This is a genomic window from Rufibacter latericius, assembly GCF_003721515.1.
In the GTDB taxonomy this organism is placed as follows: Bacteria; Bacteroidota; Bacteroidia; order Cytophagales; family Hymenobacteraceae; genus Nibribacter; species Nibribacter latericius.
Map to the genome: position 1 here is coordinate 303,035 of NZ_RJJD01000003.1, position 24,772 is coordinate 327,806.

Consider the following 24,772-nt stretch of genomic DNA (forward strand, 5'->3'; position numbering starts at 1 on the left):
AATGACCTGAACCTTTACTTCCCCCGCACAACCTGCCGGCTGTACAAACTTGAATATTATTTTCAAATATTACAACCGATTTCATAAAGTTTTTTCAAAGATATTTCATTTACGACCACATAATTTTGAGACTTTGTGAAAGCTGGTTTCATCCCCAACAGGTTTTTGACAGAATTTTGTTGTCCAACTCCATTTTACTCGGCCTACATTTGCATCAAACAGGGCTTATTTTCTAAATAATGGCCATTTTTTGAAAAAGTGTTAAAAAAGAGGAACCTTGAGGATACTATTTGCCTTGAAAAATGGCATAACTTATGTAGGCTTAGGTGAATTTCTGAAACCGATTTCATATATTTGCTTTGTATGACACCAGCAGCATGGAAAAGGATATAACTATTTATGATATAGCGCGGGAACTGAACTTGTCTCCTACTACGATCAGCCGGGCCCTAAATGACCACCCTGCGGTGAACCAGAAGACAAAGCAGCGTATTTCAGATGCGGCAACTCAAATGGGGTATCGCTCAAATATGTTTGCCAGCAACCTCAGGAAACAACGCACCAATACCATCGGGTTGATTGTGCCTCGGCTGGATAGTCCTTTTCACTCTGCCGTAATCGCGGGTATTGAGAAAATAGCCAACGAAGAAGGCTATAACCTGATTATTAGCCAGTCTTTGGAAACCGCCCAGAAAGAGGTAGCCAATGCCAATACTATGTTTGATAGCCGGGTTGACGGCCTGCTGGTTTCCCTTTCCTTTGAGACCGAGAACCTGGACCACTTTGAGCGGTTCATCAACAAAGGCATTCCGGTTATCTTCTATGACCGGGTAACCGAACATAAAAACTGCACCAGCATTGTCATAGACAACCTGCAGGCTGCCTACAAAGCCACCTCTCACCTTATTGAACAGGGCTGCACCAACATTGTCCATATCACGGGTAACATGAAACGGAATGTGTACTCAGACCGGCTAAAGGGGTACAAGTACGCCCTCATAGACCACAACCTTCCGTTCACGGAGAGCAATGTGATCACGGGGCAAATGACCGAGGAAGCAGGCAAACTTGCCGCCGAGCAGATTTTGCAGATGGACCCTTTGCCAGACGGAGTCTTTGTTTCAAATGACACCTGCGCCGTGAGTTGCCTCAAAACCCTTAAACAAGCCGGCATTTCGGTACCTAAGGACATCGCCATAGTTGGGTTCAACAATGACACCATTTCCCGGGTGATAGAACCCAACCTGACCACCATCAACTACCCCGGCCAGGAAATGGGCGAAGTGGCGGTAAGGGTATTGCTCCTCCAGATGAACGGAACTGAGGAACGAATCCCCAGCAATACCATCAACCTCAGATCAGAATTAATCATCCGGGACTCTTCCCTGAAAAAGAAGGTGGGCCCCAAACAGAAAGTGGTGGTCATCTGACCTGAGAATCCTATTTCTATTTAGGGCCTGTTTTCAATAAAAGGGCCCTAAAACATCATTGCCATTGCTAACCATTTGCCTTTCATTATGAGCAAGAAAATAGTTACGCGTTTCGCCTTCCTGGTTCTTTTATTTTTCTGCCAGATTTCGGCCCAGGCCGAGGATGGCTACCGGTTATGGCAACGCTATGACCTGATTCAGAATAAAGACTTGTTAAAGCAATACCAGAAAACCCTGAAGGAAGTGACCGTTCAAGGCTCCTCCCCTACCTTGACCGTGGTGAAAGATGAATTGGAGATGGCCTTGGGTGGACTGCTGGGAGCCAAAGTGACTATTGCCGAAAAACCATCTCCGAAAGGAGGACTGGTGGTGGGCACTCCAGAAACTTCACTCCTCATCAAAGAACTGGGACTAGACCAGAAATTAAAGGGAGTGGGTCAGGAGGGTTTTCTGCTTCTTTCCCAAAAACACAAAGGAAAAGCCTTCACCATTATTGCTGCCAACTCTGAGAAAGGGACTTTATATGGCACGTTCCATTTCCTGCGCCTGCTGCAAACCCAGCAGGGCATCCAAGACCTGAACGTCAGCAACAGCCCTAAAACCAAGCTCCGGATCCTGAACCATTGGGACAACCTGGACCGCACCGTGGAGCGCGGCTACGCCGGATTCTCCATCTGGGACTGGCACAAACTCCCCGACTTCATTGACCAACGGTACATTGATTACGCTCGCGCAAACGCCTCCATCGGGATTAACGGCACCGTTTTGACAAACGTGAACGCCAATTCACTGGTACTTACCCCGGAATACCTGAAAAAAGTAAAAGCCCTGGCAGATGTGTTCCGGCCGTACGGTATTAAAGTATATTTGACGGCCCGTTTCAGTTCGCCTATTGAACTTGGGAAATTGAAGACCGCTGATCCCCTGAACCCTGAGGTGAAAGCCTGGTGGAAAAACAAGGTAGACGAAATCTACACCTACATCCCTGATTTCGGGGGCTTTACGGTGAAGGCAAACTCCGAAGGGCAGCCGGGCCCGCAGAATTACAAGCGCTCCCACGCCGATGGCGCCAATATGCTGGCCGAAGTTTTGGCTCCGAAGGGCGGAATTGTGATGTGGCGCGCTTTTGTGTATGACAACAACGTACCCGATGACCGCCACAAGCAGGCCTACACCGAGTTCAAACCCCTGGACGGAACCTTCAAAGGGAACGTGATGGTGCAGGTGAAGAACGGCGCCATTGATTTCCAGCCTCGGGAACCTTTCCATCCGCTGTTTGGCGCGATGCCTAAAACTCCGTTGATGATGGAGTTCCAGATCACGCAGGAATACCTGGGCCAAGGAACGCACCTGGCCTACCTGGCCCCTATGTTCAAGGAAACCCTGGCTTCTGACACCTACGCCAAGGGAAAAGGCTCTACTGTAGCCAAAGTGGTGGACGGCAGCCTTGACAATCACCCCATCTCGGGCATGGCCGGCGTCGCGAACATCGGGAACGATATAAACTGGACAAGCCATCCGTTTGGGCAAGCCAATTGGTATGCCTTCGGGCGGTTGGCCTGGGATCATGACCTGACCTCCGAAGCCATTGCCGACGAATGGATCAAGATGACCTTCTCTCCTTCCTCGGGGCTGGTAACCACTGTAAGGCAAATGATGATGGGCTCCCGCGAAGCGGTTGTGAATTACATGACGCCTATGGGCTTGCACCACCTCATGGGCTGGAGCCACCACTACGGACCCGGGCCCTGGATCAAAGACAAACCACGCGCCGACTGGACCTCGGTGTACTACCATCGCGCCAATGAAAAAGGAATAGGCTTTGACCGCACCAAAACCGGCAGCAACGCTTTATCTCAGTATGCATCCGAGGTACAGGCCCAGTGGCAAAATCCGGCTACCTGCCCTGAGGAAGTGCTGCTGTGGTTCCACCACGTGGCCTGGGATGCGAAAACCAAATCTGGGAGAACCCTGTGGGATGAACTCTGCTACCGGTACTCGGGCGGGGTAGACTCGGTAAGAGCCATGCAGAAAACCTGGAACGCCCTGGAGGCACAGGTAGACAAGGAACGGCACCAGCAGGTGAAACAATACCTGGCCATCCAGGAGAAAGACGCCCGCTGGTGGCGCGATGCCTGTCTGCTTTACTTCCAGACCTTTTCCAAGAGACCTATTCCGCAAGAACTTGAAAAACCCCAGGGCACTTTAGAGGAGTATATGAAAATAGAGCCCAAATTCGCCCCGGGCATTTAACCTTGATCACAAATCAAATGACGCAATCCACAGAAATGAAAACCGCCATTGTTACGGGCGGTGCCTCGGGCATAGGCCTGGCCATCGTAGAGAAATTTGTTCAGGAAAATATCAGAACTATCGTAATCGGGAGAGACGAGCAGAAACTCCAGGCGGTGAGAGAGCAGTTTGGGGAGTTGTGCCTCACCATTTCCCATGACCTAAGCGACCTGGCGGGCATTCCTGCGCTGGTGGAAAGAATCACCCGGGAACACGGCCGCATAGATATCCTGGTGAACAACGCCGGCATCAACCTGAAGAAGAACTTTGAAGAGGTAACCGACGAGGAATTCCAACGCATTCTGCTCACCAACGTGACGGCTGTTTTCGCTTTGAGCCGCGAAGTGGTGAAAACCATGCTTCCTCACGGCAATGGCGCCATTGTGAACATCAGTTCCATGGCTTCGCAATATGGCCTCCCCAAGGTGATTGCCTATACCGCCTCTAAATCAGCGATTGAAGGCATGACCCGCGCCATGGCTACCGAGCTTTCTCCCCAAGGCATACGGGTGAACTGCGTGGCTCCGGGCTTTATCGCCACCGCCATGTCAGCGAAGGCACTGGACAGCGATCCTGAGCGGAAAAACAAGGTGATGGGCCGTACTCCCATGGGTCGGTTAGGGATTCCTGCCGATGTAGCCGATGCGGTTTACTTCTATGCCACCGAAGGTGCCCGCTACGTAACCGGAACCGTTTTGCCGGTAGACGGTGGAAACTCCATCGGGTTCTAATAAGCACAAACTTCCTCCTCTGTTTCGGGGCTGTTTTCTTGTAAACAGCCCCGAAACAGAGGAGGAAAACTCCTGCAATGGAAAGTTTCAGATCAAATCTCTTCCTTAATGCCAACGTTTGCATAGATTATCGCAGCCTTTATAAGTTGATTATATCCTAAGTCCATGAGAAAGAAAAGAATCATGTTTGCGGCGGGCGTTGCCTTTGTAGCCTTGGGCTGTGTCTCCAGCACCCTGAACCAGGGAGAGCCTTCGCTGAAAGACGTTTTCAAGGATGACTTCCACGTGGGAGCAGCCCTGAACTATCAGCAGGCCAGCGGCAAAGACCCCAAGGCGGAAGCCATCATCGCGAAGCATTTCAGCACTATTTCCCCGGAGAATCTCCTGAAGTGGGGAAGCGTGCACCCCAAACCAGATGCCTACAACTTCAAGCCCGCCGATGACTATGTGGCCCTGGGCAAGAAGTACAAGCAGTTCATCATAGGCCACGCCCTTACCTGGCATCAGCAAACCCCTGACTGGGTGTTTGAATCGGAGCCGGGCAAGCCTGCTTCCAAAGAGCAGCTTCTGAAACGCCAGACCGAACACATCATGGCAGTGGCCGGTCGGTACAAAGGCCAGATCAACGGCTGGGATGTGGTGAACGAAGCCCTGAACGATGACGGCACCATGCGGCAAAGCAAATGGTACAAGATCGCCGGGGAGGAGTTTTTGACCAACGCCTTCACCACCGCTCAGAAAGCTGATCCCAAAGCCGAGCTGTATTACAATGACTACAACCTCTGGAAGCCTGCAAAAGCTGACGGAGCCCTTAAACTGGTGAAAAGCCTGCAAGCCAAAGGCCTGAAAGTAACCGGCATAGGCATGCAAGGCCACTATGGCTTAGAACACCCTTCCATCCAACAGATAGAGGAGAGCATTATCAAGTTCTCTAAAGTAGGCAAAGTGATGTTCACCGAGCTGGACATTGACGTGCTGCCTAACCCTTCTAACCGCCAGGGCGCCGACATTGACGCCACTTTTGAGTTTGACCAGAAGTACAACGTGTACACTACCGGCTTACCCGAGGAAGTGCAACAGAAACTGACCAAGCGCTACGCTGAACTCTTCGCACTGTTCCACAAGCACCGCGACAAAATCACCCGCGTCACCTTCTGGGGCGTCACCGACAACGACTCCTGGCTGAACGACTGGCCCATCAAAGGCCGCACCAGCTATCCCATGATCTTCGACCGCAACTACCAACCGAAACCTGCTTTGCAAGCCATCCTGCAAGCGGTGAAAAAGCCATAAGCGAAGAATCCCGAGCATTCGCTTAGGCTACTGATAGAATTCTGAACCCTTCCGTTTAGGGGCTGTTTTTACAAAAACAGCCCCTAAACGGAAGGGTTTTTCTTTGGTCATGGAAGGTAGGGAACAGCCTCCAGAACCTGTTCTTATTTGGTGTTCTCACCCACCCGTTCGGCTAAGAAAGAATGCGAACGACGTTACAGGGTAACGTCGCTACAGAAAAGATAACTCCTACTGCTCTACGGTTTCATTTGCGCTTCCTCCAATTCAATGAGGTCCTGAAGCAGGTCCAGAGACACCTCGCCCGGTTTTCCGGTTCCTACAGGTTTTCCGTCTACGGACACAATGGGCAGGATGCGTTTGGTGGTGCTGGTCATGAAGGCTTCTTTGGCCCGGGCGATGTCGTCTAAGGTCACCGTCCCTTCTTCCACCTTGTACTTCCTGGCGGCGAGTTCCAGCACGTTTTTGCGGGTAACGCCTCTCAGGATTTCATGGGCCGGGGTCACCAGCGTGTTGTCTTCCCGCACGATAAAGAAGTTGCTTCGCGGAAACTCGGAGACTACGCCGTGCTGGTGATAAAGCACGTCATCGGCTTCTTTTGCTTTCACCTGCTGGATCAACCTGATGCCCATGCTGTAGTTGATGGTCTTGGCCGCGGCCAGCTCGCGCACATATTCATGGGTGATGATCTTGATGCCAGTAGCCAGTTGCGCTTCGGTGGGCAAAGTTAGCGGCTGCTCGGTGATGATGAGGTTGGGTGGCCCGGGGTTGTAGCCGTTCTCAGAGTAGCCACCCGTTAGAATCATCTTCACGCCAGAGGCGGATAGGCCGTTCATCTGGATCAGGCGGGTGATAGTTTCCCGCAACTCTTCCTCTGAGATAGGTACCTCCAGATCCATAAATAAAGCCGAGGCATAGAACCGGTTCAGGTAATCATCCAGGAAAAGCGGCAGTCCCCGGTGGGTTTTGAAGAAATCGAAGATGCCGTAGCCCCGCTGGATGGCCAGGTCACTGATGTGCAGATAAGCACTATCCAGCGGAAGGAATTCCTCGTGCAGGTACGCGTAAAGTCTATGGTCTGATGACATGGTGTTTCTTTAGGATGTCTAAGGTTTTGTTTAGCGGCAGGGCTTCTACTTTGTTTCCATCCCGGCCCACGGTGGTTTCGGCTTTGAACAGGGAGTTGAGAATGGCTTCTTCGGTGGCTTCAATGGTGGCCATGAACAGGGGCGATAGCTCATCGTTGTGCAGCAGGGTCACCGTCTGGGTTTTCTCTTTTGCCTCATGCGGAATGCGAAGACCCGGGTTCGCCGAAAAAGCAATGACGTAATCGCCGCTGCCGTTGGAGGCGATGCCGCCGGTTTTCCCCAGGCCCAGCATGGCGCGTTGGGCCATCCGCTCCAGGTTACGGGCATCCACGGGTGCATCGGTGGCCACGATGATCATGCAGGAACCATCGGCTTTCTCCAGGATTTGCTGCCGGAAAGAGAATTTTTCCAGTTCCTCTCCTACCGGTGCACCGGCCACCTGCAACACGCCCCCGAAATTGGTTTGCACCAGCACCCCCACGGTGTAGCCGCCCAAACTGGCCGGCAGTTTCCGCGAAGATGTTCCTATGCCGCCTTTGAACCCGAAACAGATGGTGCCGGTGCCCGCGCCTACGTTTCCTTCCTCCACCGCCCCGCCCCTGGCTTTCTGGATAGCCTCCAGCACGTGTTTCTCCGTGACATGGCGTGACCGGATGTCGTTCAGGCCGCCGTCGTTGGTTTCTCCCACTACCGCGTTCACCGACTGCACCTTTTCATTGCCGGGCTGCTGCAGGGTGTGCGTGATGACACCGTTCATGCCGGCAGCCACGCTCAGGGTATTGGTCAGGATGATAGGGCTTTCCAGGTTGCCCAATTCCTGCACCTGCGTGGTACCTGCCAGCTTCCCGAAACCGTTCCCAACGAACACCGCCGCCGGCACTTTCTCCTGGAACAGGTTCCCAGTGTGCGGCAGAATAGCAGTGACGCCTGTCCGGATATCTTTGCCTTTGTTTAGCGTCACCTGGCCCACCTGCACGCCCGGCACATCGGTAATGGCGTTGAGTTGGCCGGTGGGCAGCACGCCAATCTTAATCCCGTATTCCCTTACCCGTTTCCTTTCCTGGGCCTGGGTTTGATTAGTTAAAACCATCATCAGAAGAAATAGCAGCAGGAACTGTTTCATGCCTTGGGGTTGGTTACGGAAGTAAATCTATCGGTTCTGCCGGATATTCCCTTTTAACGCCTGAAATCAACGGCTGTTTAAAGGCCGTTTTCCCGAAAATAGCCTCAAAACAGCTTTTCATATTTACTCTGGATGAAGTATCTTTCTACAAAATCCAAACGAATGAACAGACGAAATTTCCTAAGAACCGGTTCTTTGGCCGGGATCACCTTATCAGCTTTCGGGTTGGGCGCCTGCGCAACCACCCCAACGGCTACTGCCGCTCCTGAAACTGCCACCAAAGAAACCACAGGCGAGGCCACTCCTGCGACAACTGCGACTACAGACCCAACCGATTTCCAACTGAACGAAGTAACCATCCAGGAACTGCAACGCAAGATGCAGTCCGGTGAGTTGACATCTAAAGCCATTACCCAGCTTTATTTAGACCGTATTCAGGCGGTGGACAAAAGCGGACCCAAGATCAACTCGGTGATTGAGGTGAACCCAGACGCCTTGCAGTTTGCCGAGGAAATGGACCAAGAGCGCAAATCGGGCAAGATACGTGGGCCTTTACACGGCATTCCGGTGATGGTGAAAGACAACGTGGATACCCATGATAAAATGTCTACCTCGGCCGGTGCCCTGGCGCTCGCCGACAACAAAGCCAACAAAGACGCTTTTATTGTGAGCCAGTTAAGAGCCGCGGGCGCGGTGATCATTGGCAAAACCAACCTGAGTGAGTGGGCCAACTTCCGGTCTACTAACTCTTCCAGCGGCTGGAGCGGACGCGGTGGGCAAACTAAAAACGCCTACGTGCTGGACCGTACTCCCTGTGGCTCCAGCTCCGGATCAGGGGTGGCTGTGGCGGCCAACCTATGCGCCGTAGCTGTGGGTACTGAGACCAACGGTTCCATTGTCTGCCCTGCTGCGGTGAGCGGTGTGGTAGGCTTTAAACCCACCGTGGGCTTGGTGAGCCGCTCGGGCATCATTCCAATTTCCCACACCCAGGACACTGCCGGCCCCATTGCCAGAACCGTGACCGATGCCGCCATCCTCATGGGCGTATTGGCCGGCGTGGACCCTAACGATGCCGCCACCAAAGAAAGCACCGGCAAAGCGCATACCGATTACACCAAATTCCTGGACGCGAACGCCCTGCAAGGGAAGCGAATAGGCGTGGAGAAATCTTTCCTGGAAGGCCACGTGGCCATTGACGCCCTGCTGCGCCAGGCATTGGATCAGCTAAAAAGCAAAGGCGCTACCATTGTGGAAGTAGAAGCCATGAAAAGCATCCGGGATGTCTCCAGAGACAGCTTCAAGATTCTGCAGTACGAGTTCAAAGACGGCGTAAATAAGTACCTGGCAACGGCCAATGCCCAAGTGAAAACCTTGAAAGACGTGATTGAATTCAACAAGCGGAACGAGAAAACCTCCATGCCTTTCTTCAAGCAGGAGATTCTGGAGATGTCTGACAAACTGGGCGACCTGAACACGAAGGAGTACAAAGAAGCGGTGAAGAAACAGGTTTCCGGTTCCCGGACGGCTATTGACAAGATCCTGAAGGACAACAAACTGGATGCCATCGCGGGCCCTACCTACGGTCCATCGTGGTGCATTGATTTGGTGAATGGTGACTCTTTCACGGGCTACGGCATGTCTACTCCGGCGGCTATTTCGGGGTACCCGCATGTGACGGTTCCTTTGGGTCAGGTGCAGGGCTTGCCGGTGGGTATTTCCTTCTTTGCGGGTCCGTACTCAGAGCCCAAACTGTTCGGGATTGCATATGCCTACGAGCAACTCTCCAAGCATCGTAAGGCACCACAATTCCTGAAAACCACCAATCCGTCCTAAGCATTTAGGCCAGAATTCCAGAAATCGGCTCTAAAACAGAATGCCTGGTTTTAACGACAGTAATGCTTCTACTGATTTCTGTCTGCACACCCCCGTCCTCTTGGAAAGATCTTGTGGATGTACTCGAAAGGCTGAGAGTAGGCGCTATTCTGGTTCGCTCACAAGATCTTTCCAGGATGACAAAAGGGAGTGGAGTATTTTAAAATCAAGGAAGATTAGGTGCTTTCAGGATTAATGCTTTTCGCCTATTACTCTGAATTTCAATTTAAAAGCTTAATTTCAATGAAACAAAACGGGCTTGAACATGATGTTCAAGCCCGTTTGCATTTGACGCTAAACCTAAATTTTCCGCCGGAGGCGCACTACCTTCACGGCAGACTTTGTTTTGGGGCTCTTTTCAGGAAATCAGCCCCGAAATAAGTTGAAAGACTAGACTCTGGTGACCGCTGGCCTAGCGGAAACACTTACCAGCTTTTTAGATTTTTTCTTGAGTTTGTTCCACCAGATCAGGGTACCGGTAATAGGCAAACTGGTGGCGATCAGGCAACAGATGAAATAGATGATCTTGGAGAATGTTCCGAAGATTTCGCCCAGGTGCAGGCCTCGCACGGATGCCGCAATTTTCTCGTTCAGCTTTTTATCAGAGAACTTCTCCACCTTCAGGGCTTGGCCGGTGTACTGATCCAGCTGTACCTTATCGGAGGCTGAAAGGGCGAAGAACCCGGACTGGGACTTGTTCAAGACCACGGATCCGGTAGAATCAGCGGGCAACGAGATGCGGTAATTTCCTTCATAAGGCAGAATACCATTAGCGGTTTGAATATAATCGGCGATGGTGGGCTTCTGGTTTGTCATCCCGGCGAGGTTAGACTCCAGGGGTTTTTCAAACTTCTGCTTGAAGATTTTATCGCCCAGAACGGCGCTGGCTCCATCTCGGTACCATTCAAACGACCAGCAAAGCCCGGTCAGGGCCATGATCAGCAACAGGAAAGAGGAATAGAACCCCAGCGAGTTGTGCAGGTCATGGTTGATGCGTTTCCAGTTTCCGTCGGTTTTTATTTTCAGGCCCTGCTTCCAGTTCTTGAGCTTCTTGGGGAACCAGATCACCAGTCCGGTAATAATAATGAACACGAAGATGATGGTGGAAGCGCCCACGATGATTTTACCAGGGTTGAGGGAACCAGGCTCCCCTTTCACCAGCAACGTGCGGTGCAGTCCCTCTACGGCTTCGAAAAACCCATGCGCCGGGCCCACAGTGGTACCTTTTACTTCTCCGGTATATTGGTTGACCAGGTAAGTGGTGCCACGACCGCCGCCGCCAGGGCCACCTTTGCCGCCCTTCTTGCCTTCTCCCTTGCCTCCGGATGGACCTTGCGCCAAGGCTTTCGGACCCTCAGCGCTTTTGGCTTTATCGCTTTCAGGTTTTCCTTTCTTGCCTCCCTCCTCTTTTTTGAGGGTAAGGCGGTAGGGTTTAGTAGGGTCCTGCGGAATCTGCAACGCAGTAACGTTTCCTTTTTGGGTGCTTTTCAACTTGGCAATCAATTCATCCGGTGAGAGGGCTACGGCATTGGCCGGTACCTGCACCTGGTATTTTTCTGGTTCCAGCGCTTCTTCTATCTCGGTATGAAACGTGAAGATGGTACCGGTCAGGCAGACCACAAACAACACCAGGCCGCTGGCTAAACCTAACCAAAGGTGGATGTCGTTGAATAATTGACGCAAGGTGAACCCCTTTTTCATGAATGCTTCTTCTTATTGACTACTTGATTTCGGCTTTGAGGCTGTTTTAAGGAAATCGGGTTTAAAACCGATATCCAATTGAGAGGCTGGGATATTATGGATAACCCTTCTCCTGGAAACGATGGCAAACTAACCATCTATTTAGATTAATTCCAAACTAAAGAAAAAGATTCACCTTTTCACGACTTCCTTTTAAGCGATTAAAGCCAGAAGAAGATGCTCCTAAATCTGCGGATTACCTTTTTATAGGAACTGAGGGCTTATTTTTAAATATTCAGGTTTTTCTATTTAAAAGCATGTTTAGGCCTTTTTCCGAAAGGATACACCTGTCAAAGCAGGGTATTTAATTGAAATGACCATCCTTTCCAATTCTTGAAAATATGGCCTTGTATTTTCTTTGTATAAACCTTTGCAGGTTGCTGCAACAAGCTCTTTCCCTCTTTCAAATCAACCAAGCTCTCCGTAACTTACTGCGCATTTCTACCCTTCTATGCTTAAAAGACTATTGTACACCGGGGCACTGGTGGCTAGCACAGTAAGTGCGGCACAAGCCCAAAACGCACCATCCTGGCTGCGTTACTCGTCCATCTCACCTGACGGCCAAACCATTGTCTTCACCTACAAAGGCGACCTTTATCGAGTGGCGGCCAGCGGGGGCACTGCCCTTCCGCTTACGGTCCATGAAGCCCATGATTTCATGCCGGTTTGGAGCAAAGACGGCAAAACCATTGTCTTCGCCTCTGACCGCTACGGCAACTTTGACTTGTTCCAGATGCCGGCCACTGGCGGTGAGGCGCAACGCATGACCTTCCACTCGGCTAATGAGTACCCCTATGAGTTCAGCCCCGACGGTAAAACCGTTTTCTTCGGCTCTACCCGCATGGACATGGCCAGCAACCGCCAGTTTCCTACGTTTGCCTCGCCAGAGCTCTACAAAGTGGCCCTTGGCGGCGGCCGTGTGCAACAGGTTTTGACCACTCCCGCCGAAGAGGTGAAGCTGAGCAAAGATGGCCAGACCATGCTCTACCAAGACAAAAAAGGCGGCGAAAACCAGTGGCGCAAGCACCACGTCTCTTCGGTGGCCCGCGACCTTTGGAGCTTTGACACCAAAACCGGCAAGCACACCAAACTGACCTCCTTTGCCGGTGAGGACCGCACCCCGGTTTTTACTGACAACGACAAAACCATCTATTACCTGAGCGAGGAAAGCGGCACCTTCAACGTGCATCGCATGGCCGCCGATAAGCCCGGCACCTCCACCAAGGTAACCAACTTCACTAAACATCCGGTTCGATTCCTGACCGCCTCCAACAACGGGATACTGTGTTTCGGGTTCGATGGCGATTTGTACACCATGCAGGGCAACAGTGCTCCGCAGAAAGTGAATGTAGTTATCGCTACCGATGTAAAATCCAACAACGAACGCATTGTGCCGGTAGCCGGCAATGGCGTACAGGATTTGGCGGTATCACCGAACGGGAAAGAAGTGGCCTTCATCTACCGCGGTGAGGTATTTGTTTCGGCGGTGGAAGGAAACGCCACCAAGCGCATCACCAACACCCCCGAGCAGGAACGCCACGTGAGCTTCTCGCCCGACGGCAAGACGCTTATCTATGCCACCGAGCGTGGCAAAGGCTGGAAAATTTACCAGACCCAGATTACCCGAAAGGAGGAGCCTTATTTCTACGCCTCTACCCTGCTCAATGAGACCCCGGTCATCAACAACGACAAGGAAAACTACGAGCCCCAGTTCTCGCCAGACGGCAAAGAGATCGCGTTTGTGGAAGACCGCATGACCCTGAAGGTGTACAACATCGCCGACAAAAAGGTGCGCACGCTGCTCACCACCAACGAGCTGTTCTCCATGCGCGACAACGACCAGTACTTCACCTGGAGCCCAGACAGCAAATGGATCGCGTTTGACTTCTCGGAACCAGGTTTCGCCAACGGCGAGGTAGGCCTGATCTCGGCTGATGGAAAAGGCAAAAAGATCAACCTCACTGAGAGCGGTTACCAGGATGATTCTCCGCAGTGGATGGCCGGCGGCAACATGCTCATCTGGAACAGCACCCGCGAGGGCATGCGCGCGCAGGCCAACAGCGGCGGGGCCCAGTCAGACATCTTCGCGATGTTCATGACCCAGGGAGCGTATGACAAATTCCGGTTGAGCAAAGAAGATTATGCATTGGTGAAGGAAGCCGATGAAAAAGCCGCCAAAGAGAAGGAGAAAGACAAAAAGAAGAAAAAAGACGAGGAACTTGCCATTGACTGGGAAGGCCTGAAAACCCGCAAAGCCCGCCTCACTTTGCATTCTTCCCAGTTAGGCGATGCGTTGGTTTCTAAGGATGGTGAGACGCTCTATTACCTCGCCCGTTTTGAGAGAGGCTATAACCTCTGGAGCACCAACCTGCGCACGAAGGAAACCAAAATGGCGGTGACTTTGAACGCCAACCGCGCCAGCATGGACTGGGACAAAGACTTTAAAAACCTGTTTTTGCTAGCCGATGGCCGAGTGATTAAGTTAGACCCTGCCGCCAACAAACAGGAGAACGTATCCATTAGCGGCGACATGAACCTGAACGTGGCCGCTGAGCGCGCCTTTATGTTTGAGCACGTGTGGCGCCGCACCCAGAAAACGTTCTACACCGCCGGTTTCCACGGCGCCAACTGGGCTGCCTTAAAAGACGACTACGAGAAGTACTTGCCGCACATCAGCAACAACTACGAGTTCTCTGAGATGCTGAGCGAATTACTGGGCGAGCTGAACGTATCGCACTCTGGTTCCAGCTTCTCCAACGTACCGGTGAACGCCGATGCCACTGCCTCTCTGGGAGTTTTCTATGACCCTGCTTTTACCGGAAACGGCCTCAAAATAGACGAGGTTATCTTGGAAGGTCCTCTGCAGAGAGCTGGTTTTGACGTGAAGCCTGGCATGGTGATCGAAAAAATAGATGGTGAAACCCTTTCTTCAGACAAAGACTACGCCCAGTTCCTGAACCGCAAAGCCGGCAAGAACACTCTGGTATCTATCTATGATCCGGCTACTAAAAAGCGTAGAGACATCACTGTGAAGCCAATTTCCCAGGGAGAAGAAAGCAGCTTGCTTTACAAGCGTTGGGTGCGCCGCAACGCCGAGGAAGTAGATCGCTTGAGCAACGGACAGCTAGGCTACGTGCACATCCCGGGCATGAACGACCCAAGCTACCGCACCGTGTACGAAGAAGTGATGGGGAAATACGCTGGTCGCAAAGGCATGGTGGTGGATACCCGTAACAACGGCGGCGGTGACCTGGTGGCAGATCTGGCCATGTTCCTGAGCGGCAAAATGTTCCTGAACTACACCACCGACAACCGCTCTACCGGCGTTGAGCCTTCTTTCCGCTGGAACAAGCCCAGCATCGCACTGGCCAACGAAGCCAATTACTCAGACGGACACTGCTTCGCCTTCAGCTACCAGGACCTGAAACTGGGGAAACTGGTGGGAATGCCGGTACCGGGCACCTGTACCTTCGCCGGTTGGGAAGCCCTGCAGGACAACAGCGTGCGCTGGGGCGTTCCGCCGCTAGGCGTGAAAGACGTGCAGGGCCGCTACCTGGAAAACCTGCAGACCGAGCCCGACGTGAAAGTGATGAACGAGTTTGAGCAGGTGAGCAAAGGCAAAGACCAGCAGTTGGAAGTAGCCGTTCAAGAGCTCCTGAAAGAAGTGAAATAACAATCCTTGATCTCAAGAAAAGCCCGGTTATGCCGGGCTTTTCTGTTTCTGGTGATTTAGGTTAAGGAAGGTTTCGGCGGCATTTTCCTAAAGCAGCCGTAAAACGGCAAAAAGTTTCCCTTGTTCTGGTACGGCAAAGCCATTCGCCTATGAAAGACAGAGACCTTAGCAAATTCCTCAGCCTGGTATTGCGCCACAAACCCCAAGCCCTGGGCATTGAACTGGATGCCGAAGGCTAGACTTCGGTAGAGTTCCTCCTGAAGCGACTGCAAGCCACTGGCAAACCTTTGACGAAGGATCGGCTTGAAAACCTGGTGGCGCAAAATGACAAACAACGGTTCGCTTTTAATCAAAACCATACCCGCATAAGAGCCAGTCAGGGGCATTCTCTTGCTATTGATTTAAAGCTTCAGGCCGTAACTCCGCCTGCCTTTCTCTTTCATGGAACCGCCGAACGCAATGTAGCGGCTATTCAGAAGGAAGGCATCCAGAGACAATCCCGGCAGCACGTACATCTTTCCGGGGAGGTGGAGACCGCCAGAAAAGTGGGAGCACGCCATGGCAAACCCTTTGTTTTCCGGGTGAAAAGCGGGCAAATGCATCTGGAGGGAATTTCCTTCTACCTGTCAGCAAACCATGTCTGGTTGACGGATTACGTAGCCCCTGAATACCTGGAAGCCCTGGATGCATCGTCATAGAGCCGCAGTTTAGAGGCTGTTTTCCGGAAAGTGCCCCAAATCCATTTCACCTTCTTTTCAGTCCTCGGTTGACATTTTGGAGGATTCAAGTGCCTATTCTTACGCTTTGGCCTTGTCCTGCTTTCAACCGATTAGTTTATCGATCATTTCGCTACAAATTATCCTAAAAGGGTAAGACTATTCGTTCCTAATCTGCGTACTAGATTCACAAGACATGCAGGTAAACCGGCAAGCACCCATTACTCCTGTGATTTCGGCTTCCTTTTCAAGAACTAACCCGAAAACGCACAGGCCATCTTTTAACTTCAGAAAGAAAATAACAGGCAATGCAGGTGACGGAAAAACTAACGACATATTATCACTTTTATCAGGAACTGAAAGAGAAAGGCGGTCCTGAGGAAAATACTGAGCTGTTTGAGGCGGTTATTGAATTAGAGGAGGAGATTATGGCCGCTTATGGGCTTCCTCCCTCCCACACCCATCTGCAGATTCTGTGGCAGTTCACGGAGAAGGTTTCTCCTACTTCTGAGGTATTAGAAGAAACCCAGGAGCAGCTCAAAGCCGCTGCGACAGAACACCTGATGGCACCGGTGAAAACCAACTTGGAGCTATTGCAGGAAGCAAAATCAGGGAAGATGAGCGCCTTCAACGTGTTGCCTGAGATTGGTCAGCCCACTCATGATTATCCTATTTTCCTTTTTGAGGAAATGCTCCTGAAAGACAAAGCCACCCCTGAGGCGGTACTCCAGGAAATGGAATCAGTGAAGGAGCTGGATTGCTATGGAGAAGTAGCCACGCTGCTGTACTATCACCGCAAAACCTTCCGGAGGACTAAGATCTACAAAGACCTGAAACCGCACCTGCAGTTCCTGGACACCTACCTGCAACAACTCAAGAATTTGGGTGACAGCGAGGAGCACAGCATCTTTGTTTCCAGCCTTATTCAGAAAGAGATCAAAGAAACCCCGACCTCATTTACCCCAACCTTGCCTGAAGACGAGCTGCTGCCCCTCATCGGGATAGATCCTGCGTCCTATTCGCCAGAATCTATCCTTCTCACTCAGGTTTTTGAGATGGAGGAAATTGTCTATGACATTGATACCGCCGTAACTGTCTCCGGAAAACTTACCTCGGGCCCAGAACCCAAACCTTTGTCGCTGGGGTTTGACGTAAAGGAACTCCTGCAGCTGTTTGCCCAGTACTCTGAAAAAGGCGAACAGATCCTGGACTTCTTCGTTCGGGGGCAAGAAGAAGCCTTGGAAGACTCCCCTATTGTCATTAACCTGAAAGACAGAACCGGCGAAACCTTTTCTGCCCATCTGCACTACTTCAAGGTGTATAAGCCCTTGGTGTTGGGCGAAGACGGTACCCACCAGGTGATGCAGGAGGAGTTTTACCTGGTTGAGGAGATTCTGGAGCGGAAGGCCTACGACGCAAAACAACTGGAGACTTCCCAAAGCTCCCTTTCCATCATATTCCAGCACCTCTTGAAAAGCTATCAGCTGTTCACTGAGTTTCTATTAGCCGGTGAAAAGGAGGACAAGGCTCGGGTTGAAACGGGGTTAGAGAACCCCACCACCTTTGAACTGGCCCGTCAACTTTACACCTTACACCAACACGGCGGCAAAGTAGATTTCACTTAATACCTGCTTGGGCATATTAGTGAAAGCTACCAGGAAGAAGTAATTTAGTTTGATAGGGATTCTTTAGGTTCCCAAGTTTTGAGGCTGTTTTGCTTAAAAGGGCCTCAAAACGGTTCCTTCTCTGTTTACAAAGCCAGGTATTTTCTGCCAAGGCCTTCGTTTTTCGCCTGTTTCCTAGAAAACAGGTTCTAAGAGAAAAAAATTATTAAAAATATTTCGGCGGGATATTTCTTCTGTATCAACTACTTAGAAGAATTCGAGGTATAAAACGATCAAAAACACAGCTTTTTTTCAGAAAGAAGTTTGGCAGATCAAAATCACCCCGCTATATTTGCACCATCAAAACCGAAAGATGGTCCGTTCGTCTAGGGGTTAGGACACCAGATTTTCATTCTGGTAACAGGGGTTCGATTCCCCTACGGACTACTAGAAAGCCTCTCAGTTCCTTCTGAGAGGCTTTTTTATTGACCTTGGGACACTATCCGGACACCAATTTACCAGCAGCAAGAAATAAGGCAGCCAATATCTTGCCTTACCAAGCCTTCTGATTAGGTTGAATAGGATGCTTCCCCTGGTTACAAATGCCCGTAATTCACTGATGACTGCGTTCTCCCCTCCTAATTTTGTCAAGTCCGATTAAGGGGGCGCACGGATCTTAAGGGGGCGCACGGATCCGGTTTAAAGCATGGGAAATGGATTATCTGCCCGCCAATTACTTAAAAGAATAGGAAGTCAAATTACCCGGCCCAGAGAGGCCCTTGTGAGGGCCGGTTTAGGCTTCCTAATTCCTAATTCTAAGGTAATCGGTGAATTATGATTTCTCCACCACTAGCCAGTTATGGACGGTTTTCCAACCATCATGGATAATTCAAACTGTTCGCTCCCGCCGCCATAACAAAGGATCTTTCAGTGAATCTCTCACCTACCTGTTTATCAAACAAGAACCAACTTTGAATTATGAAGTGGCTAAAAGGGATGCAACATTGCTATATGAGCTTACAAAGTTTCTTGTACGATGAAATGGCCGTCCTTTGGGATACCATTGAACATGATTTTTTGCAGTGTTTTTGTTCGGTCCGGAAAGCCTGGAGTCTGCCTTTGGGTAGGATCGCTGGCTTTTAGGCCTGGGGCAGGGCTACCTTTGGGCTTGGTTGTGTTTCTAACCTTAAAGTGCTTTTACCTTAAAGTCCAGTAAAGGCTTTTCCATCATAACTAAACTCAGCAGCCGCCTTTTCGTGGGACACGTTTAAAAATTTCTTTACCATCCCGTTCCACGTAGTCGCCCGATACGATTGGATATGAATACTTGGGCGCATGTGATACGGTACGGCTTCTTATGATTATTCTGTCGTTAACTTTCAGGCTGTGCAATTGCTCAAGTTGCGCCTTTTCCGGCTCAAATTTTACAATGTAATCGTCACCATTTATCCTGACCATCACTCCGAAACCTAATCGTGAGCCTGGCGGAAGAGAAAGAGAGGTTATAACTCCCTCCATATTGGTATAATCCCTAATGGCCTTATTGATTTTAGCCTCACCGGCAAACACTTTTTTACCTGCGGGGGATGCTTCCCATTCTTTGTACTTTATACCTTCAGGGGTAGCCTCCCATTCTTTCAGTGCGGCTTCCCTTTCAGAAGCAGAGAGCGGCTTCGGGGTTGGTTTTTCAGAAGTTTCCTTTTTGACTTCTTGATTTGCAAATACTAGCCCGCTTACCACAACCAGCGGTAAGATCAGTGCATAAATAATTTTTTTCATATTTTCTGTACTTTTGTTTAAAATCGATCTTTCTCCTGAGAAATCAGTTCCGTTTATGGTTGGTGCAATAAATATACGTTTATAGTGCTCAGCCCTAGAGACTTTGCCTGTAAATAAGAGTGTAAACTTTGTAAATTATTTCTTGACATTATGTTTTTTCCAAGAAATCTGTTGCCAGTCAAACGAAAACACCGGGGCGGATTATTACTACTCACTTTTATCTCTATCATCTGCCTAGCTTTCAGCATGACCGGCAATGATGACTTTGACTTTGCCAGAAGGGAAATTATGCTTCGTCGAATCGGACATGAAACACTCCTTCAGTCGGGCGACAGTGTATCAAGGGTACTACCGGTGAAGAAAATCGGCGAAAATGAATACCAGATCAGTTTTGAGAATGCGTTTACCTTTCAACCCGATTCGCTGGTGCATACGACTAAGCGTTTGCTGGCCAACGACCCGCTGGCAAGTGATTATGTGGTTAACGTTCTGAATTGTGGCGATTCTAGCGTAGCTTATGGGTATGCTATTTCCGGAAATAAAAAAGATGACCTTATAGCCTGCCTGGGCAGAAAGCAGCCCAAAGCATGTTATCTTATAAACATCACCTTTCAATCTGCGGAAACAAATACAGCAAAGATTGGGTATCTGCTGGGCAGCCTGGCTTTATTAGCGGTTATGGGTTATATTCTTTTGAGACCTGCTAAACCGCTAAGTGTTCTACCCGAAGATCAGTCTGCTATACCCGAGGATTATCTTACCGGATTCCAGAATCCGTCTACCGGTAAGTTTACCTTGGGGTCGATGTCGTTCGATGCGGAGGCGCGTAAGCTCATGATAAATGAAAAGACCATGGACTTGACCAAAACAGAAACCCGTTTACTACGCATTTTCGCGTTGACTCCTAACGAGGCTGTAGAGAGAAGCCGGCTGCAGAAAGAGATATGGGAAGATGAAGGTGTTATAGTAGGCCGCAGTTTGGATATGTTCATATCAAAACTTAGAAAAAAATTGGAATTTGATCCCAACATCAAGATTGTTGTCATACGCGGCAAAGGATATAAGCTTGAAATTAGTGCTTAAGAAAATCCTCCTGCCTCGAACCGAGGTTATTAGATTTCATTAGCCATTTGTAAAACCCTAAAAATAGCAGCAGCTGACCCGGTAATATATCTGGTAGGTTAATAGCTGCCGCTATGGCCGCCGGCAGCTCTTCCAAGGTCAGGTCAGTGCAGTAGCCGGGGCGCCAGTTGTCTCCAGTACTCGGCTAGGGAACCGGCGTCAAATGCATCAAACCCGGTTACCCTATCAAGGTCATAGTCACCCTCAGGTCAACTTCCCTGTCTGCAGCGATAGGGATGGCAATGCGGTCAGGGCCTCCCGCCGGTCTGCCTTTTATCTCAAAGGAATTCGAACCGATCGCATTCCAGGCCTTTGCTACCGGGCGTCCTAATTGCTCCCGCACCCAGAGACTTTCGACCTGCCAGTCCTCTATCCTTTCTATTCTACTGTCTCGTTCCGGATAGTAGTTGGAGGTGTCAATGCAAAAATCAATATGGATAAGGTTCGATAATTCAATACTACGGACTACTTCATAGCCCTTAAGTGAAAGCTGATGGGGATTTTTTTTAGATCTCCTACCGGGGTGAGACGAACCTTATCACCCACGATTGGCAGTTTGGTTATCAATATGGAGTCGCGATTAATTTTATTCATTAAGTCAAATCCCACGCACGCGAATTGTTTTCTCCATTTCCTGCCGATAGTTCCTTCCTACAGGAAGTTCCTTGCCCATTACCTCCACATGGCAGGGGGAGAATGAATCTACCTTATCCAAAGCCACTATGTACGACCGATGGATGCGGGCAAAGCTCTCCTCAGGCAGCATCTCTTCCAGAGAGGAGATGGTTTGCTTGGGTACAATCTGCTTGGAAGTAGTGACGATGCGCACATAGTCCTTCAGGCTTTCGATGTAAAGAATATCTGACACCATTACCTTCACCATCTTGCGGTCTACCCTGAAATAAAGAAACCTCTCGCTTGAGGCGTGTTGGGTATGGGGAGCAGAAGTGGTGGCACCTGAAAGTTCTGGTTGCTGTATTTTCTGGATGGCCCGCAGAAACCTTTCAAAGGAGATGGGTTTAAGTAAATAATCCACTACATCCAGGTCAAAAGCCTCTAGGGCGTACTCTGGGTAAGCAGTGGTGAAAATAACTTTGGGCGGGTGGCGCAGGGTCCTAAGGAAATGGGTTCCCAACAACTGGGGCATCTTTATGTCCAGGAACATCAGGTCTATGGGTTGCCGCTGAAGTTCTTCCAACGCTGCAATGGCATTATGGCATTGCCCCACCAATTGCAGCATGGGCAAAGAAGCAATATGAGACTGCAACACGGCCTGGGCAGGCGGTTCATCATCTACTAGAAGACATTTGATTTTCATAGAGATTCATTGTAAAGCGGTTCTTCGGCGGATTTTCTGAACGTCAACCTGGTTTCGGTAGAATCCTGCTCGTTGCCTTGCTCCTCCAATTGGAGTGTGAGGGTCACCAGAAAGGTTTCTGCTTCCTGCCAGATGCTCAACTCATGTATATTAGGATAAAGCAATTCTAATCTTTTCCGGACATTGGCAAGCCCAATCCCAGGCGCTACTGTATGCTCTCCCGGAAGTTGCGCCTCAGGAACGGCGTTCATGACCTTGAACTTCAACGTATGGCCCCTCACCAAAAGATCAAGGCTCACCCAAGCCTGGTCCAGTTGTTCGCTTGCACCGTGTTTGAAGCTGTTTTCCAGAAAAGGCAGTAAAAGCAAAGGCGCGATCAGCATCCCTTCCAAATTCCCTTCAATGTTGACAGAAAGGTCAAGGCGTTGACCATACCGCATCCTCTCCAGCGCCAGGTAGTCCTGTAGCATCCCTATTTCTTTGGCGAGCGGCACTTTGGCCACGTTGCATTCATAAAGCATGTAGCGCAGCAGGCCAGACAGCTTGATCACCACCTCGGGGGCTTGTACCGATTGCACCAAGGTCAGGGAATACAGGTTATTGAGCGTATTAAACAGAAAATGCGGATGAACCTGGGCCTTCAACAATTTTAACTCTGCCTTCAGCTTCTCCCCCTCCAGTTGGATAGAAAGTTGGTTTTTATAGTACCAATGTTTCGCCAGTTTGATAGCCCCGGCAAACCCCGCAATACTTAAACCGCCCCGCAATCCCGCCATCAGGCCGAAGTAAAAACTGCTGCTTGGTTTCTCTACCCGGAAATAGTCCCGGAAAAAGACAACCAGGGTATCTGATATAAGATACGAAAGCGAGGAGGCGAGCAGGACGGTGGCGATCAAGCCAAGTAAAAATTCTGCATACCTCCCTTTGAACAGAAACCGGGGAATGAGCAGGTACATGAACGTGTAACTCAGCAACATGTGCGTAGGCAGAAAAGCCAACCCTTCTAGAAAAGAGAGCTTATAAAGGTTCGTCAGGTAGATAGGTGGTGAGATGGTGCCGCCCACCGGTTTGCTTCCATAGACAAGAGTAAAAAAGACCACGCAGACTGACCAGAAAACCAAGTGCCTGGCTACCCGATACTTTAGCTCCTCCGCGAATATGAACTTTGTGCCTACGGTTGCCATAACAAGCTCCTTTTTTTGCTTTAAGATACAAGAAGGCACCTCAAAAGTCCACTTGGAAATCTCTTTGTAGACGAATGACTGGTTTCAGTCGCTGAACGGCAAAAAGCACCCTATTTTTCGGATAATCCTCCGGCAACGGTAGAGTAGCGATGGTTTAGTTACGACGGGCGAATAGCTGGGCAAAGGGTTTTCCCGCAGGTTACTTTAGCCTTACATCATCAAGGCATTTTAAACTAACCATTACTTCCATGAAAAACATATTCCTGAAATTCGTACTCGTAGTTGGGCTTTTCACATTCCTTCCCAGCCCAAAGGTTTCCGCCCAAGCCCCAGCTAGTTCCTGGTACTGGGTGGTGGAATCCAATACCAGGCAGAAAAAGAGCAGTATTGTGCGTTTTTACAACAAGGAACACCAACTGGTTTATGAGGAAAGTGTAACGGGCCGAAAACTGGACATCAAGAAGCCAAAGACCCGGAAACTGCTGGACAACGCCCTTCAGCAGGTGATGGTCACTCCTCCCACCTACGCCATATTGGGCAACAGGAAACCCTGAAAAACCAAAAGAGGAAACATTGATTGAAATTTCCTCTCCGCAATCTAAAATGAAGGCTAAAAACGGAGAACTGGGAGTCAGCCGAACAGGCCATGGGTTTCCGTTTTTAGTCCATTTTCCTGAAACACTGCTAAAACTTCGAAATACGGTGTGGCGGATAATGTAAGCAAAGCCTTCCTATTGTTTCAGTAGGAGGGCTTTGCTATTGTATTATGGGAGACTTATGAGATATAATCTCCCTTATACAATAGCATTTTTCACGTGTTTCCTAAAAAAATAGCATATAACTTCTAAAGAAATAAAAAAACCAGGAATACGGGTTTCCAGAGTGCACAATGGCAGGAGATTTCAGTTGTAGACTGATAAATATATAAAAGTTAGGATAAGAGAATTCTATATATTTACATAGCTAAATACATGAATTACAGCTATTCCAAATTATATAAACCAAATAAATGAGAATACTTCTACTCTTCTTAGCATCCCTCCTTCCTCTTTCTACTTCATTTGCTCAGAATTCACCCTATCAGAAAAAATTTGATCTAGGCAGTGTTCCAGCCATGGGTATACATAGCATAGCCTTGGACAAGGAGAACAACTTTTATTTGACAGACATGTCCAGGGTTGTTAAAGTGAAGGACGGAAGAATCTTGTTGGATTTCAAAGTAAGTATTGAGGATTATAAAGCAGGGTATGATAATAGTGAGGGTGTGTATTTGAGCTTGGTAGTTGATCAGGAAAAGTTCATCTACATAGTGAACTCACAGAAACACCGCATAGAAAAGCATGATCAAACCGGTAAACTCATTAAAACTTTTCCGCCGGTTGAAGAACTATACCCAGGTGCGTATTTATCAATACACCTTGATCAAAATGGCCATGTAAGTTTATTTGATCACGCTCACCAAAAGCTTCTTGTATATAATTCTGAAGGAGATATTATTGAAACAATAACCCTGGAAGATCCTGAACCAATTTGGGATTCTGGTTCCACAAGCATTGCATTTGATAATCAGAACAACATCTATATTGCTGAAATGATAAACGGCTCATGGAGTCCTACTGCCTCTATAACCCTCTTTAACCGTAAAGGCAAAATCATACAGAGGTTCAGCGAAGCTGTGATGCAAGAAAGTGGGTTTAATAGGCCTTATGGTTTAGCAATTAAGGTGGATAAAAATGGAGACATTTACGCCTATAATAATGGATCCATTTACACCAATACAATCAATTGGCCTATCGTTGTCTTTTCTGCA

At 49.6% G+C, this 24,772-nt stretch carries 16 protein-coding genes, 1 tRNA gene and 1 pseudogene; 12 read left to right on the plus strand and 6 right to left on the minus strand.

From position 1 onward, the window contains the following. Positions 1–377: 377 nt before the first annotated feature. From EFB08_RS06930 to EFB08_RS06945, 4 genes are all read left to right on the plus strand, one after another. The gene (locus tag EFB08_RS06930; protein WP_123126408.1) at positions 378–1,430 is read left to right on the plus strand and encodes a LacI family DNA-binding transcriptional regulator; all 1,053 of its coding nucleotides are present in this window, start codon (positions 378–380) and stop codon (positions 1,428–1,430) included. 87 nt (positions 1,431–1,517) lie between these two features. Next, complete coding sequence (locus EFB08_RS06935; protein WP_123126213.1) at positions 1,518–3,683, plus strand: alpha-glucuronidase family glycosyl hydrolase; 2,166 nt, start codon at positions 1,518–1,520, stop codon at positions 3,681–3,683. A 17-nt stretch (positions 3,684–3,700) separates the two neighbouring features. Beyond that, a complete protein-coding gene (locus tag EFB08_RS06940) occupies positions 3,701–4,453 on the plus strand; it encodes an SDR family NAD(P)-dependent oxidoreductase (protein WP_123126409.1) in 753 nt (250 codons plus the stop codon). Positions 4,454–4,618: 165 nt separating this feature from the next. Next, positions 4,619–5,746 (plus strand): endo-1,4-beta-xylanase, encoded by a 1,128-nt coding sequence (locus tag EFB08_RS06945; protein WP_123126214.1) that lies wholly within the window; start codon positions 4,619–4,621, stop codon positions 5,744–5,746. A 236-nt stretch (positions 5,747–5,982) separates the two neighbouring features. Here EFB08_RS06945 and EFB08_RS06950 read toward each other — a convergent pair whose 3' ends face one another. Beyond that, the gene (locus EFB08_RS06950) at positions 5,983–6,831 is read right to left on the minus strand and encodes an aminotransferase class IV (protein WP_123126215.1); all 849 of its coding nucleotides are present in this window, start codon (positions 6,829–6,831) and stop codon (positions 5,983–5,985) included. Further along, positions 6,815–7,954, minus strand: coding sequence for a DmpA family aminopeptidase (locus tag EFB08_RS06955; RefSeq protein ID WP_123126216.1), 1,140 nt, complete (start codon positions 7,952–7,954; stop codon positions 6,815–6,817). Before EFB08_RS06955 ends, EFB08_RS06950 begins: the two co-directional genes overlap by 17 nt. A 162-nt stretch (positions 7,955–8,116) precedes the next feature. Here EFB08_RS06955 and EFB08_RS06960 point away from each other — a divergent pair, with 162 nt between their 5' ends. After that, the gene (locus EFB08_RS06960; RefSeq protein WP_123126217.1) at positions 8,117–9,787 is read left to right on the plus strand and encodes an amidase; all 1,671 of its coding nucleotides are present in this window, start codon (positions 8,117–8,119) and stop codon (positions 9,785–9,787) included. 429 nt (positions 9,788–10,216) lie between these two features. On the opposite strand, the gene EFB08_RS06970 is transcribed toward EFB08_RS06960, so the two are convergent. After that, positions 10,217–11,527, minus strand: a complete 1,311-nt coding sequence (locus EFB08_RS06970) for a PepSY-associated TM helix domain-containing protein (protein WP_123126219.1) — start codon at positions 11,525–11,527, stop codon at positions 10,217–10,219. 490 nt (positions 11,528–12,017) lie between these two features. Between EFB08_RS06970 and EFB08_RS06975 the strand changes: the two genes are divergently transcribed. The 5 genes and pseudogenes from EFB08_RS06975 to EFB08_RS06990 all read left to right on the plus strand — a co-directional run bounded on the left by EFB08_RS06975 (position 12,018) and on the right by EFB08_RS06990 (position 18,006). Then, positions 12,018–15,239: a S41 family peptidase gene (locus EFB08_RS06975; protein WP_123126220.1), complete on the plus strand. Its 3,222-nt coding sequence runs from the start codon at positions 12,018–12,020 to the stop codon at positions 15,237–15,239. A 149-nt stretch (positions 15,240–15,388) separates the two neighbouring features. Continuing rightward, complete coding sequence (locus EFB08_RS23760; RefSeq protein ID WP_227006241.1) at positions 15,389–15,478, plus strand: RNA 2'-phosphotransferase; 90 nt, start codon at positions 15,389–15,391, stop codon at positions 15,476–15,478. Between the two features lie 15 nt (positions 15,479–15,493). After that, positions 15,494–15,937, plus strand: a pseudogene (locus tag EFB08_RS06980) (RNA 2'-phosphotransferase); the annotation flags it as partial. Positions 15,938–16,269: 332 nt separating this feature from the next. Then, positions 16,270–17,580: a hypothetical protein gene (locus EFB08_RS06985; RefSeq protein ID WP_125077671.1), complete on the plus strand. Its 1,311-nt coding sequence runs from the start codon at positions 16,270–16,272 to the stop codon at positions 17,578–17,580. Positions 17,581–17,934: 354 nt separating this feature from the next. Beyond that, a tRNA-Glu gene (locus EFB08_RS06990) sits at positions 17,935–18,006 on the plus strand. A 792-nt stretch (positions 18,007–18,798) separates the two neighbouring features. On the opposite strand, the gene EFB08_RS06995 is transcribed toward EFB08_RS06990, so the two are convergent. Further along, positions 18,799–19,338: a hypothetical protein gene (locus tag EFB08_RS06995; RefSeq protein WP_123126222.1), complete on the minus strand. Its 540-nt coding sequence runs from the start codon at positions 19,336–19,338 to the stop codon at positions 18,799–18,801. Between the two features lie 246 nt (positions 19,339–19,584). Here EFB08_RS06995 and EFB08_RS07000 point away from each other — a divergent pair, with 246 nt between their 5' ends. Continuing rightward, the gene (locus tag EFB08_RS07000) at positions 19,585–20,421 is read left to right on the plus strand and encodes a winged helix-turn-helix domain-containing protein (protein ID WP_227006242.1); all 837 of its coding nucleotides are present in this window, start codon (positions 19,585–19,587) and stop codon (positions 20,419–20,421) included. 637 nt (positions 20,422–21,058) lie between these two features. Here EFB08_RS07000 and EFB08_RS07010 read toward each other — a convergent pair. Together EFB08_RS07010 and EFB08_RS07015 are read right to left on the minus strand one after the other, a co-directional pair. Further along, positions 21,059–21,778 carry a LytR/AlgR family response regulator transcription factor gene (locus EFB08_RS07010; protein WP_123126224.1) on the minus strand — a complete coding sequence of 240 codons (720 nt, stop codon included), beginning with the start codon at positions 21,776–21,778 and terminating at the stop codon, positions 21,059–21,061. Continuing rightward, entirely contained in the window at positions 21,775–22,962 is a 1,188-nt protein-coding gene (locus EFB08_RS07015; protein WP_123126225.1) for a sensor histidine kinase, read from the minus strand. The genes EFB08_RS07010 and EFB08_RS07015 overlap by 4 nt, the downstream gene beginning before the upstream one ends. Before the next feature lie 248 nt (positions 22,963–23,210). Between EFB08_RS07015 and EFB08_RS07020 the strand changes: the two genes are divergently transcribed. After that, positions 23,211–23,516, plus strand: coding sequence for a hypothetical protein (locus EFB08_RS07020; protein ID WP_123126226.1), 306 nt, complete (start codon positions 23,211–23,213; stop codon positions 23,514–23,516). The last annotated feature ends 1,256 nt before the right edge of the window (positions 23,517–24,772 follow it).

Bases quoted from the DNA above. Each gene is read 5' to 3' on its own strand.
- EFB08_RS06930 (WP_123126408.1), top strand. From the start codon at position 378: ATGGAAAAGGATATAACTATTTATGATATAGCGCGGGAACTGAACTTG.
- EFB08_RS06935 (WP_123126213.1), top strand. From the start codon at position 1,518: ATGAGCAAGAAAATAGTTACGCGTTTCGCCTTCCTGGTTCTTTTATTT.
- EFB08_RS06940 (WP_123126409.1), top strand. From the start codon at position 3,701: ATGACGCAATCCACAGAAATGAAAACCGCCATTGTTACGGGCGGTGCC.
- EFB08_RS06945 (WP_123126214.1), top strand. From the start codon at position 4,619: ATGAGAAAGAAAAGAATCATGTTTGCGGCGGGCGTTGCCTTTGTAGCC.
- EFB08_RS06950 (WP_123126215.1), bottom strand. From the start codon at position 6,831: ATGTCATCAGACCATAGACTTTACGCGTACCTGCACGAGGAATTCCTT.
- EFB08_RS06955 (WP_123126216.1), bottom strand. From the start codon at position 7,954: ATGAAACAGTTCCTGCTGCTATTTCTTCTGATGATGGTTTTAACTAAT.
- EFB08_RS06960 (WP_123126217.1), top strand. From the start codon at position 8,117: ATGAACAGACGAAATTTCCTAAGAACCGGTTCTTTGGCCGGGATCACC.
- EFB08_RS06970 (WP_123126219.1), bottom strand. From the start codon at position 11,527: ATGAAAAAGGGGTTCACCTTGCGTCAATTATTCAACGACATCCACCTT.
- EFB08_RS06975 (WP_123126220.1), top strand. From the start codon at position 12,018: ATGCTTAAAAGACTATTGTACACCGGGGCACTGGTGGCTAGCACAGTA.
- EFB08_RS23760 (WP_227006241.1), top strand. From the start codon at position 15,389: ATGAAAGACAGAGACCTTAGCAAATTCCTCAGCCTGGTATTGCGCCAC.
- EFB08_RS06995 (WP_123126222.1), bottom strand. From the start codon at position 19,338: ATGAAAAAAATTATTTATGCACTGATCTTACCGCTGGTTGTGGTAAGC.
- EFB08_RS07000 (WP_227006242.1), top strand. From the start codon at position 19,585: ATGACCGGCAATGATGACTTTGACTTTGCCAGAAGGGAAATTATGCTT.
- EFB08_RS07010 (WP_123126224.1), bottom strand. From the start codon at position 21,778: ATGAAAATCAAATGTCTTCTAGTAGATGATGAACCGCCTGCCCAGGCC.
- EFB08_RS07015 (WP_123126225.1), bottom strand. From the start codon at position 22,962: ATGGCAACCGTAGGCACAAAGTTCATATTCGCGGAGGAGCTAAAGTAT.
- EFB08_RS07020 (WP_123126226.1), top strand. From the start codon at position 23,211: ATGAAAAACATATTCCTGAAATTCGTACTCGTAGTTGGGCTTTTCACA.